The sequence below is a fragment of the Virgibacillus salexigens genome (assembly GCF_000723585.1).
Taxonomy (GTDB): Bacteria; Bacillota; Bacilli; order Bacillales; family Amphibacillaceae; genus Virgibacillus; species Virgibacillus salexigens.
Genome location: NZ_CCDP010000001.1, coordinates 1,038,389 through 1,051,682, shown reverse-complemented (window position 1 = coordinate 1,051,682; position 13,294 = coordinate 1,038,389). Strand labels below are relative to the sequence as shown.

At 39.5% G+C, this 13,294-nt stretch carries 10 protein-coding genes; 2 read left to right on the top strand and 8 right to left on the bottom strand.

Going from position 1 to position 13,294, the window contains the following annotated elements:
- Positions 1-384 precede the first annotated feature (384 nt).
- Together BN990_RS04745 and blaI are read left to right on the top strand one after the other, a co-directional pair.
- Complete coding sequence (locus BN990_RS04745) at positions 385-2,154, top strand: BlaR1 family beta-lactam sensor/signal transducer (protein WP_038242716.1); 1,770 nt, start codon at positions 385-387, stop codon at positions 2,152-2,154.
- Between the two features lie 43 nt (positions 2,155-2,197).
- On the top strand, positions 2,198-2,605 hold the full coding sequence (gene blaI / locus BN990_RS04740) for a penicillinase repressor BlaI (RefSeq protein WP_038242714.1): 408 nt from the start codon (positions 2,198-2,200) through the stop codon (positions 2,603-2,605).
- 105 nt (positions 2,606-2,710) lie between these two features.
- Here blaI and BN990_RS04735 read toward each other — a convergent pair whose 3' ends face one another.
- The 8 genes from BN990_RS04735 to hutG form a co-directional block, all read right to left on the bottom strand.
- Positions 2,711-4,300 carry a long-chain-fatty-acid--CoA ligase gene (locus BN990_RS04735; RefSeq protein WP_021289394.1) on the bottom strand — a complete coding sequence of 530 codons (1,590 nt, stop codon included), beginning with the start codon at positions 4,298-4,300 and terminating at the stop codon, positions 2,711-2,713.
- 27 nt (positions 4,301-4,327) lie between these two features.
- On the bottom strand, positions 4,328-5,320 hold the full coding sequence (locus tag BN990_RS04730) for an NAD(P)H-dependent flavin oxidoreductase (protein ID WP_038242710.1): 993 nt from the start codon (positions 5,318-5,320) through the stop codon (positions 4,328-4,330).
- Positions 5,321-5,554: 234 nt separating this feature from the next.
- Positions 5,555-7,072 (bottom strand): histidine ammonia-lyase, encoded by a 1,518-nt coding sequence (gene hutH, locus BN990_RS04725; protein ID WP_021289396.1) that lies wholly within the window; start codon positions 7,070-7,072, stop codon positions 5,555-5,557.
- Positions 7,073-7,240: 168 nt separating this feature from the next.
- A complete protein-coding gene (gene hutP / locus BN990_RS04720; protein WP_038242708.1) occupies positions 7,241-7,678 on the bottom strand; it encodes a hut operon transcriptional regulator HutP in 438 nt (145 codons plus the stop codon).
- A 209-nt stretch (positions 7,679-7,887) separates the two neighbouring features.
- The gene (locus BN990_RS04715; RefSeq protein WP_051739020.1) at positions 7,888-9,219 is read right to left on the bottom strand and encodes a YjiH family protein; all 1,332 of its coding nucleotides are present in this window, start codon (positions 9,217-9,219) and stop codon (positions 7,888-7,890) included.
- 15 nt (positions 9,220-9,234) lie between these two features.
- Positions 9,235-10,533, bottom strand: coding sequence for an imidazolonepropionase (gene hutI / locus BN990_RS04710; protein WP_038242706.1), 1,299 nt, complete (start codon positions 10,531-10,533; stop codon positions 9,235-9,237).
- Positions 10,534-12,207 carry a urocanate hydratase gene (gene hutU / locus BN990_RS04705; RefSeq protein ID WP_038242704.1) on the bottom strand — a complete coding sequence of 558 codons (1,674 nt, stop codon included), beginning with the start codon at positions 12,205-12,207 and terminating at the stop codon, positions 10,534-10,536.
- A gap of 93 nt (positions 12,208-12,300) precedes the next feature.
- Positions 12,301-13,272: a formimidoylglutamase gene (gene hutG, locus BN990_RS04700; RefSeq protein ID WP_232620931.1), complete on the bottom strand. Its 972-nt coding sequence runs from the start codon at positions 13,270-13,272 to the stop codon at positions 12,301-12,303.
- Positions 13,273-13,294 lie beyond the last annotated feature (22 nt).

Sequence of the window (13,294 nt, the reverse complement as noted above, 5' to 3'; positions counted from 1 at the left end):
AAAAATGGCGCTTTCTTCTGCGTCCTTTTTCGATTGCAAAGGCAGGCTACCTCTGGATTATCAAATGATGATACATAACCAATAAGTGTAGACCAAAAAGTTAGATACCTTCATAAGACTACAACTGTAATCTTATACTACATTTGTAATCTCACTTTGTCAAATCGGTTAACTTTAGTCGAACTCAAGTTCTCTTGGATTGTAATTATAACAACAGGAACACTTCGTTAAAAGATTGGACTTGCTGTAAATCCAAGTGGATTGATTATCCCATCACGAAATGCTACTATTTTTATATATTAAATTTATGAAGTCTCACCTTTTAGTGATCTTATCGGTGGAATATATATTCTCAATTAAGGACTAAGAAACGGAGATAATCATATGTACTTTACTCATTTTGTAATAAGTTTCATCGTGTCTTCTTTTACTGTTGTCGTAATAACGCTAATTAGAAAAGTGTTTAAAAGGCAGCTCACAGCCAAATGGAGATATTATTTATGGTTTCTAATGTTCCTTGGATTAACACTTCCTTTTATTCCAACGAATATACTTCAAGTTGAGAATTATTTTAACGTTGATGTTAATCAGAGTACTCAAATCAATTCTTCCTCTACCTCTATGAAACAAACGCCAGGGGAAGAAAATTGGATGCAGGACTTTTCCGTATCTGTCAACAGGTTGGATCTTACCGTTCTCAATGAAATACTAGCTAATATATGGATACTAGGGATACTAATTCTATCTGTTTTGGCCATAAATGCTTGTTTAAAATTAAAGAAAATTAAAAGCAGTATAATAAACATTGAAAATAACGACATCATAGCCCTATTTGAACAGTGTAAACAACAATTAAATATATCGAATCATTTGATCATAGGCGTTTCTCCACTGATCAAAACGCCGATGACGTTTGGCTTGTTTAAAACGTATATTGTGCTGCCAATCCGATTTGAGGAATGGCTATCGAAGGAAGAAATTGAATACATTCTGCTTCATGAGCTGAATCACTATAAATATAAAGATATGGTCTGGAATTACATTGTTGTCATCTATCAAATTGTATATTGGTTTAACCCACTTGTTTGGTTCGCCTTTAAAGAGATGAGATTAGACCGGGAAATTGCCTGTGATACTGCCGTTTTAAATACATTAGATAGGCAGAATTATGTTGATTATGGAAATACGATTATTAATTTTGTTGATAAGAACGCACAAGCCAAAGAACATTTTAGTTTGACCAATCAGCTTAATGGTTCTAAAAGGCAGATCAAAACACGGATTGAAAGTATTGCTTCCTATACAATGGAAACAAGAAAGTTGAAGCTAAAAAGTTTAGCTATCTTTCTTCTAGTAGGAGTAGTTATAACTAGTCAAATTCCAATCATTTCCGTTATGGGTGCTGAAGATAATTATCATCATTTAAATAATGAACAGACAGTATACGAGGACTTAAGCAAACATTTTGCGGATTATGAAGGAAGCTTTGTATTATATAGTATGAAAGATGATACGTATCGTATTTATAACGAAGAAAAAAGCACATTACGAGTTTCTCCGAACTCCACATATAAAATTTATAGTGCACTGTTTGGATTAGAGACAAACGTCATCTCAAATAACCATTCCATCCTGAAGTGGAATGGGGTGGAATATCCTTATGATTCTTGGAATAAAGATCAAAATTTGTCAACAGCAATGAAAAATTCCGTAACTTGGTACTTTCAGCAATTGGATCAGAGTGTTCAGAAAGATACGATCCAAGCATACCTAAACGAAATAGGCTATGGGAATAACAATCTTTCTGGTGGATTATCTCAATACTGGCTAGAATCTTCGTTAAAGATTTCCCCAATTGAACAAGTACAAGTACTTAAAGGTTTTTATACCAACCAATATGGATTTAAAGATAAGAATATACAGACAGTAAAAAATGCTATCAAGTTAGAGGAAAAAGATGGGGCAATGCTTTCAGGAAAAACTGGTACAGGTAGCGTCAATGGCAAAAACATTAGTGGTTGGTTTATTGGCTATGTGGAAACCGAAAAAGATACTTTCTTCTTTGCGACGAATATACAAAGTGAGGAAAAAGCTTACGGAAGTAAGGCAGCTGAAATAACATTAGCAATATTAAGGGAAAAAGGCATGTATTAATTCCATGGTTTATGTGTCTTGGTTAGAAGGGTGGGAAATTCATTTGCCTAAAAAAGTACCAAGTATTTCAGAAGCAGAATGGGAAGTTATGACTGTGTTATGGGAAAACGCCCCGCTGACAGCCAATGAAGTCATTTCTTCATTACAGGAACAAAAAGATTGGAAGCCAAAAACCGTGCGCACCCTATTGGATCGTCTTGCATACAAACAAGTGATCAGTGTCAATAAAGATCAAAGAGTCTATACTTTTTACCCGAATTACGCGCAAGATGATTGTCAGCATGCCGAAGCTCAATCCTTCATTCAACGAATCTACGGGGGGACATTGAAGTCCATGCTTGTACAATTTATTGAAGACGACTCCTTGTCTGAAGAGGAGATTAATGAGTTACGCTCCATCTTAGATAAAAAACCAAGTGAAAACGATTCAGGTAAGAAATCAAGTGAATAACAATAAAAAACACCTCGAAGTCACTATTGAACAAAACGAGTTCATTTGCGACTGCGAGGTGCTTTTTTATTCAATACTTCTACCATTACAAAACCGGTCAAATAGTTAGTTCACCCGCTTTTCACTATTCCAATACTTTCTGCGCAGACGAAATTTCTGCAGTTTACCAGTCGCTGTTTTGGGAAGCTCTTCTACAAATTCTATGATTTTCGGCGCTTTAAAATGGGCCATATTATCACGACAATACGTGACAATATCTGCTTCGCTTACGTTTGCTGCAGATTTCAACACAATAACTGCCATTGGTACTTCTCCCCATTTATCATCTGGAACAGCGATGACAGCTGTTTCTAAGATATCAGGGTGTTTATATAATACCCCTTCTACTTCTGTTGAAGAGATATTTTCACCACCAGAGATAATCATGTCTTTCGCTCGATCTCGAATCTCAATATAGCCGTCCGGATGCGTTACGGCTAAATCCCCAGTATGGAACCAACCATCTTTGATCGCTTCAGCTGTCCGCTCTTTATCTTTATAATACCCCTTCATGACTACATTACCGCGGGTTACGATTTCTCCCAGCTCCTCCCCATTCCAGGCAACTTCTTGACCGCTGGGACTAATCACTTTTGTTTCTCCATTAAAGGCAAGTTCAATACCTTGCCTTGCTTTAATCGTTGCTTGTTCATCAGCTGATTTTTCATTAAAATCCTGCTTCCATTCATTGTATAAAATAAAAGGTGCCGTTTCCGTTAGTCCATAGACATGCATAATATTTAGTCCAAGTATCTTTTGCGCTCGTTCAATTAAAGCTGCGGCTGGCGGCGATCCTGCCGTGCCCATACGTGGCTTCGATGTTATCGTTGTTACTTGTGCTTTAGGATCGTTAACAAGCATATTGATCACCGTTGGTGCTCCACATAATAGCGATACCTGATGCTGCTCAAATAATTCTAAAATAATAGATGGTACAACTTTTCGTAAACATACATGAACCCCTCCTACCGCTGTGATTGCCCATATACCTCCCCATCCATTCGCATGAAACATCGGTAACGTATGAAGATAGACATCATCATGATTCACTCCAAGATGAAACATGAAGTTTGCTGCATTCATGTAGTTTGCCCGATGAGTCAACATCACACCTTTCGGGTTCGAAGTGGTGCCACTGGTATAGTTTAACGTTAGCAGCTGATTTTCGTCGATGTCCACTGGAGAATACACCGATGGATTGACGTGAGCGATAAAATGGTCATAATCTATCCCCTGTAAGGTAGAATGATATCCAGGAACAGAAACAATAATTATTTCTTCCAATGACAGATTTGCCTCAATTTCCTGAATCGAAGCTGCAAATTCCGCATCGACAATTAGCATTTTGGCATCACTATGGTTAATAATGTATTCCATATCCGATGCTTGAATTCGATAGTTTAGCGGTACCATAACAGCTCCAGTTTGGCAAATCCCATAAAAGCATTCCAGCATATAATGTGTATTAGGTAACATGACCGCCACATGATCGCCCTTTTGAATACCTGCATCTGTAAGCGCTGCTGATAAACGGTCAATCCTTTCTCCAAATTCTAGATAGGTAAATTGTTTCTCTCCATCAATCACTGCTGTCTTCGTTGGATAATATTTAACAGCTCTGCGTTTCCAATCCAACGGTGTCAGTGGATAATTCATATCGTCAGCCCCTTTAAAATGAGTTTTTTACACATGTTTATGTGTCAATCTATTACTCTGGCTGATAATCTTTTTTGTTGCTGATATATACGCGTTTTCTAGTTCAGACACGACTTCCTCTATCGACTGTACTTGATTAATTGCACCAATTCCTTGCCCAGAACCCCAAATATCTTTCCATGCTTTCACCTCCGGATTATCCAATTTATTAAAGTTAATTTCCTGTTTCTTTTCTAAGTTATTCGGGTCAAGACCTGCTTTTACAATACTTGGGATTAAATAATTTGCGTTAACACCGCTGAATGCATCCGTATAGATAATATCTTCAATCGATGAATCAACAATCATTTGCTTATATTCATCAAACGCCCCACTCTCTTCTGAAGGAATAAACCGGGTTCCCATGTAAACAAAGTCTGCTCCTACGATTTCCGAAGCGAGAATATCTTCTCCTTCTGACATACCGCCAGCTAATACGATCGGCCCTTCAAAAAATGACCGTATCTCATGGATAAATGCAATGGGATTCAATACACCAGCATGCCCACCAGCTCCACTAGCTACGAGTATTAATCCATCCGCACCTTTCTCTATTGCCTTTTTCGCAAACTTAACATTAATTACATCGGAAAAGACGATGCCACCATATTCATGGGCAATTTCCACTACAGGACTTGGATCTCCGAGTGATGTAATTACAATAGGTGGTTGGTATTTTTCGATTAACTTAAGATCTTCAGTGTATCGTTTATTGGAACGATGAGTGATAAAGTTAATCCCCCATGGAGCGATTTTCTTCGTTGGCTCCTTTTCTTTAATTGCGTTGATTTCGATATTAATTTGATGCATCCAGTCTTCCAAAATATCACCGGTACGGGCATTTAATGCTGGAAATGTCCCAGCAATACCAGCTTGGCAAGCAGCCACTACCATTTTCGGGCTGGATACTAAAAACATTGGCGCCATAATAACAGGCAAGCGCATCGAATCTTTCATTCGTTGAATGGCTTCGTTAGACATATTCAAGACTCCTCTTTCCAAAGAATTTTTCTATACAGCTATGGTTACTATTGCTTTGAGTTGATAGATATCTCCTGTACCTGAGCCTCTTGCTCCATTCACTTGGTTAAAGTAAAAGTTTTAGGCGTCAAGCACTTATTGGAAGCGATTTCAACTTTATTTTTCATCCAATAATCACTGAATACCCATTCATTATTCAATTACTGATAATTCTAATAATTATGGCTTAGATTGTCAAGTTTTCTCTAGCGTCAGCGTACCCATAGAATCATTCTGTAGACGTAAATGACTAGCTACAGCTTCGATATCGGTAGAGAAAATCCGATCTTTGCTAATCGTCGGTACAATATTTCGGTATTCGTGATATTTCGCTTTTAGTTGCGCTGCCATGTTTTCAATCCCTTTACTTTCTACTGCTTGTAACGCACAAATACATTCAATTGATAACACGTGACGCGTATTGTGGATAATCTCTCTTGCGTGTCGAGATGCAATTGTTCCCATACTAACATGATCCTCCTGATTTGCAGAAGAGGGAATTGAGTCAACACTCGCTGGATGAGCTAAGGTTTTATTTTCAGATACAAGTGAGGCCGCGGCATATTGCATGATCATCGCTCCAGATTGAAGTCCTGGCTGCGCACTTAAAAATGGGGATAAATCATTTAATTGTGGATTAACTAATCGTTCCACTCGGCGTTCAGAAATATTAGCAAGTTCAGCAATTGCTATTTTAAGAAAATCCATCGCTAAGGCAATTGGCTGACCATGAAAATTCCCACCCGATATCACTAATTTTCCACCTTTAAATATAAGTGGGTTATCAGTTGCAGCATTTGCTTCAATTTCCAACTTTTCTTTTACGTAATCAAGTGCCTGCCATGTTGCTCCATGCACCTGAGGGATGCAGCGGAGCGAGTAAGCATCTTGTACACGCTTATCCCCTTGCTTAGTTATTAATCGACTCCCCTCTAACCAATCGGTCATTCGTCTAGCTACATTGGTTTGTTGTGGATATCCTCTTGCTTCATGAACCGCAGGATGGAAAGCATCAATAATTGCTTGTAATCCTTCCATTGTTAGTCCTGCAATCCATTCACTATCATATGCGAGCTTCTCTGCCTCTATATAGTTGATGACTCCAACTGCTGTCATTGCCTGGGTACCGTTAATTAAGGCTAAGCCTTCTTTTGCCTGTAATACAATTGGTTTAATTCCCTTTTCTGCCAAAACCGAAGCCGCATCCGTTGGTTTCCCTGTCATATCAAAGACCTTTCCTTCCCCAATCATTACTAAGGCTAAATGTGCTAGAGGAGCTAAGTCTCCAGAGGCCCCAAGAGAACCCTGCGAAGGAATAACTGGATGAATACGCTGATTGACCAGTTTTACTAATTGTTCTACAAGAACCGGGCGTACACCGGAATATCCTTTTACTAATGCATTTAACCGAAGTACCATCATGGCACGTGCGATCGTTTCTTCGAATGGTTTGCCAATTCCACAAGCATGGGAGCGAATCAAATGCAATTGTAAATCTTCTACGTCCTTCGTATCAATTCTTACATCGCTGAATTTTCCAAAGCCCGTCGTGATCCCATAGACAATTTCTTTGTTGGCAACAATTCGATCTACGGCTACTCTACTTTCTTGGACCCTTTCCATCGTCTTACTTGAAATCGCTATTTGTTCAAAATGAATACAGATTCGTTTTAATTGTTCCACCGTTAAATTGTTTCCGGTTAATTCAATCATTGATTTTCCTCCGTTTCATAAACCAAGCAGCAAGATGCAGCTCGAACTCAGTAAGTTATCCGCAACTGTAAATTTCTAGACAATAAAAGAGATGACAATGGCATACAAAAACAGCCATCATCACCTCCTTTTAGCTAGTTCCTTTAGGTAATGATTATCTTATCTTCTTTAAATATGATTAACGCCTAGGCCAACCGTTTCATGTTCCAAGCCTTTGATTGGTGCACCGATCGTTCCATAAAAGGCAACCGCAATCCATTCACCTTCTCCAGAGTCCACATAAGGTTCTCCACGAACAACAGCAAAGCGTAAACCAACGGTCCGCATCATTTCACCAATCGCCCACTGCCCTCTTGTAATTCCTTCCAGACCTTCTAATATTGCATGATAAAGTGCATGGGTTTCTCGGTAAATTCCGTCTTGAATCAAACCGCTACGTTTTACTGCTGTCTCCACTGCAGATATTACCTTTTGCATATCCATTGATCCGACTTTGCCTTCACAGCATTGGACATCTTGAAGCAGGGATGAATATGACGCTCGTTCTTGCTCCTCTAACATCGCCAGTAATGTTGCAATTTTCCCAATCCGAAGTTTCTGTGTCATCCGTTTGTTCTCCTAAAAAATATTCTATTTCTTTCAGCTCCATTCTAAAATGAGAGCAATTTAACTAATGACTAGTAACTAATAATCAGTATACGTGCTGGCAAATTCATTCGTCAATTCTATTTATGAAGATTCCGTCTTTTTATTATACAGATACTTTAAAATCGAAAACTCAACCTCATCACTAAATCATCTATTCCAATGTGAACTTATAATAATACATATGCAATCGGCGTGACGATAATGATTGTCAAAATGGTACGTTCTATCCATATCACGAGTAACTTCGGAATGGAAATTGGAATTTCCGTAGATAGAATAACTGGTATGGTTGCTGAGAAAAATAAAATCGCTGATACCGATAGGGTACCAATGACAAATTTCATAACTAGCGGGCCTTCTGCAGCATACAGAGCTGGTAAAAACATTTCCGCTATTTCCATCGCTGCCGCTTTTGCTGCCATCAATGGCTCTGGTACTTGCATGATCCATGTAAATGGATAGAAGATATATCCAAGTATATCAAAGGTAAAAGTGAATTCTGCAAGTACTAACCCCAAAAGTCCAACCGACAAAATCGATGGTAAAATTGACATTGTCATCATAAGTCCGTCTTTCAGATTTAACCATATATTTTTATAAATGGATGGCGCATGTTCAGCAACTTTCATCGCTTGCTGCCATGCAACTTTGAATCGTTCCCTTTCTACTTTTGCTTCTGGATCGCCTTTTTGATCCGCATAAAAACGTTCACTCATTTTGTTTAACGGCCAAATCCGTACAGTAATTGCCGTGATCAGAAACGTGACAACTAAGGTAACCCAAAAATACGTATTCCATTTTTCCATGAGTCCAAGCGTGTTTGCCACAACAACCATAAACGTAACAGATACTGTAGAAAAACCCGTTGCGATAATCGCTGCTTCTTTCTCTGTATATTTTCCTTCTTTAAAAACGCGATTGGTAATTAATAAGCCAAGGGAGTAACTACCAACGAATGATGCAACAGCATCAATCGCCGACCTACCTGGCGTTTTCCATATCGGCCGCATCATTGGCTGCAGCAATACGCCAACAAACTCTAAAATTCCGTAGCTAACTAATAATGCAAGAAAGATCGCACCAATTGGCACAAGCACCCCTACTGGAGTAACCAAGCTTTCCATTAAAAATGGGCCCATATCAGGACTGAATAACCAATTCGGTCCAATATCCAGATAAAGCATGAATGCTACAATTAGCCCAATGACCTTGAAAAAAGATAAGACCTTGGTTACAGTGCTTTTCTTCCATGAACGGTTCACAAACGGTTGTATCGCACCAAAAGCAATAATGACAAAGATATACACAGAGACTACAGTAGGGAAGCCATTACGTAAAAACGTTACGAGATGGTCCAACGGTATCGACGAACTGCCATTTATTGATATTGGAAGAAAGAACATGAAAATTCCAATGAGGCTATAACCAAAAAACTTCATTACCGCTTGCTTCGGATGATTTGTTCCGGTTACTGGTACCTGCTTCTGCACTTCACTCATGGATATCCTCCCAGCTTAACGTACCTTTTTTAACGCCCTCGTTTGTAAGTTACCATCTTCTACAACTACTTGCCCACACTTGATAACTGTATCTACATGATTCATTCCATATTGATAGGACAAAGTTAAATAATTCGGAACATCGAAAATTGTAATATCTGCTTGTTTCCCAATTTCTAGGCTCCCAATTTGATTAGCTCGGCCAATTGCATGTGCAGCATTAATGGTTGTGGCCGTAATTACTTCTTCTGGTGTCATACCCATTTTTAAACAGCCAAGATTCATAATAAATTGTAAAGACAGTGTTGGTGACGAACCTGGGTTTGCATCTGTGGAAAGTGCAACCGCTAAACCTTGGTCAATCATTTTCCTTGCCTGGGCAAATTCCGCCATTAGAAAAAATGCAGTGCCTGGAAGCAGGACCCCAATCACATCCTGATCCGCCATTTGGCGAATTCCTTCATCAGATGCTTTCAACAAATGATCGGCTGAAACAGCCCCAACTGCTGCAGCTAACTCTGCTCCACCATAGGGTTCAATTTCATCTGCATGGATTTTTGGAATCAAACCAAATTCCTTACCAGCTTCTAAAATTCTTCGTGATTGTTCTGGTGTAAACACACCCCGTTCGCAGAATACATCATTAAATTGGGCTAGTTTCCGTTTTGCAACTTCCGGTATCATTTCAGAAATAACTCGATCAACAAATGCGTCTGGATTCGCTTTTTCCTCAACTGGAACAGCATGTGCCCCCATAAAAGTAGAAACAATATCCATAACATGATTCTCATTTAAGTGCTGAGATACTTCCAATTGCTTGATCTCATGTTCTGTAGTTAAGCCATATCCACTCTTTGCTTCTACCGTAGTTACACCATTTACTAAAAATGTGTCTAGACGCTGTTTTGACTCTTGGTATAGTTGATCAACATCCGCCTGCTGTGTAGCCCGAGTAGTAGCATGAATCCCACCACCCTGATTCATAATGTCCATATACGTCTTTCCTTTTAAACGCATCGCATATTCATTTTCCCGCGTTCCTGCATGAACAAGATGTGTATGAGGGTCAATGAGACCTGGAGATACTACTTTACCTGACGCATTAATCTGTTTTGCCTGATTGATCTCATTTTCATACTTCGTTTGAATGCCTTCCGTTGTACCAACCGCAATAATCTTTCCATCCGTTGCAAGTAATGCGCCATCTTCAATACAGTTCAATTCTCTCATCCCATCTCTTTTGGCAGGATTCTCCGTATGTCCACTTACCGTAACTAATTGGGCTGCGTGTTTAATAAAGATACTCTCTGACATTTATAACGCTCCTTTATTTAACATTGGAATATGAACACCTTTTTCCTTTGCTGTCTCTTCTGCTTTTCTATAGCCCGCGTCCACATGCCGAACGACGCCCATTCCTGGATCTGTTGTCAGTACACGATCTAACCGTGCCTCCGCTTCTTTTGTCCCATCAGCAACAATTACCATTCCAGCATGTAGAGAATAACCCATACCAACACCGCCACCATGATGTACACTGACCCAACTTGCGCCACCAACGCTATTAATTAACGCGTTTAAGATTGGCCAATCTGCCACAGCATCACTACCATCCTTCATAGCTTCCGTTTCCCGATTTGGTGAGGCCACGGAACCTGAATCAAGGTGGTCGCGTCCTATAACCATTGGTGCTTTTAATTCCCCACGTTCAACCATACGATTAATGATCTTGCCAAAGCGCGCTCTTTCTCCATACCCAAGCCAGCAAATACGTGAAGGAAGCCCTTGAAAACTAATTTTTTCTCGTGCCATACGAATCCACTTACAAAGGGATTCATTGTCACTAAATTCCCGTAAGATGACTTCATCTGTTTTATAGATATCTTCCGGATCACCGGATAGCGCTACCCAGCGAAACGGCCCTTTCCCTTCACAAAATTGTGGGCGGATGTATGCAGGAACAAACCCAGGAAAATCAAATGCATTTGCAACTCCCTCATCTTTAGCTACTTGGCGAATATTATTGCCATAGTCAAAGGTGACCGCTCCTTTAGATTGCATTTCCAGCATCGCCTGTACATGAGTAGCAATACTTTGTTTAGATAATTGAACATAATTCGTCGAGTCATTCTTACGTCGTTTGACGGCTTCTGCTAACGTCAGTTCGACGGGAATATATCCATTTAATGGGTCATGAGCAGATGTTTGATCTGTAAGCACATCAGGGATAAACCCCTTGTTAAGCATTTGCGGTAGGAGATCAGCTGCGTTTCCTAATAGACCGATAGATAGTGCCTCTCCCTTATTACGTGCTTCTTCTGCAAGTTTAATAGCTTCATCCAAGCTATCAGTCGAAGTATCCAAGTAATTCGTATCTAAACGACGGCTTATTCGATGAGGGTCCATTTCCATTGCGATACAAACACCTTCATTTAATGTTACCGCTAATGGTTGTGCACCTCCCATTCCTCCTAAACCAGCTGTAACAGTTATCGTTCCTTTCAAGCTCCCGTCAAAATGCTGCCTCGCACATTCTGCGAACGTCTCATACGTCCCTTGTACAATCCCCTGACTGCCAATATAAATCCAACTACCCGCAGTCATTTGTCCATACATCATTAACCCTTTCTGATCCAATTCATGGAAATGTTCCCAATTCGCCCAGGCTGGTACTAAATTCGAATTAGCAATCAATACTTTCGGAGCGTTTTTATGGGTGCGGAAAACAGCGACTGGTTTTCCTGATTGAATTAGTAATGTCTCATTATCCTCAAGCTGTTTTAATTCCTTGACGATTGCCTCGTAGCATTGCCAATTGCGTGCTGCTTTGCCAATTCCTCCATACACCACTAGCTCTGCTGGATTTTCTGCCACCTCCGGGTTCAGATTATTACTCAACATTCGTAACGCCGCTTCTTGAATCCAACCTTTTGTATGCAATTCTGAGCCACGATATTGCTCTACCTGTATGTTGTTTTCCGTTTTCATATTTCCCCATCTCCTATTCTCTTGATCTTTTCAAAAGATATATGCATCCAATAGTCGAAATAGCCAGTGTTTTATATTTAACGTAATATCATGTTAGTTAATTCCTTTCAGAGACTTCCTGTGTATTCCCTGCATTACTTCAGCAACCAGATAAGCAGCTAATCGTACGGTTGAATCACTTGTATCTAATTCTGGATTCACTTCAGAAATATCAAAACTTACGAACTGTTGTTTGTTTGAAATATATTGGAGGATCGCTCGAACAGTTTTTGGTTCCAATCCAAAAGGTGACGGTGCACTAACCCCTGGAGCTGCTGATTCCTGTAGTGAATCAGTGCATAAAGTTAACATAAGGTAATCATATTGTTCACTAAACCAATCGATTTGCTGGAACGTCGATGTAAGATCAGCAACATCTTCTTCCATCACATACTGACAACTATAGTTATCTGCCTCATCGAATAGCGCTTGAGTATTTCCCAACCGTTGGATACCCAAGCACAAATAACCTGCTCGCTTATCTTGTTCAAGAATTTGTTTGAACATCGTCCCAGATGAAGGTGCTGCTTCATTACGCAAATCAAAATGAGCATCAATGTTAATAATTCCAATCGTCGCCTCTCGACTAACCGATTTACGTACTCCTAAATAGTGACCGTATAATGTCTCATGTCCTCCTCCTAATATAATTGGCGTACAACGATGTTTAAACAGTGAATGAATATACGTCCCTAGTTCTTCCTGTGCCTCCTCCATACGCTCATCCATGCACTGTACATTACCCAGATCAATTATTTTGGAAGAATTTATATGGGAGGGCAGTTTTGCCAAGGACTTACGAATTTCGTTTGGTGCTTTTTTAGCACCCTGTCTACCTTTATTTCGCTTGACTCCTTCATCACACTCAAAACCAATGAAACCAAAAGTCAATTGTTTTTGCTCAATGAGTTCACTGTTATTCTTTATTTCAACAATCTGATGAAATCGGTAGCTTCTAGGGTTATTGTAATCATCCACTCTGCCTGTCCATATTTGTTTATCTACTGGTCGATAGATGAAAATCACCTCGATGTTTCATTTTTTAGAA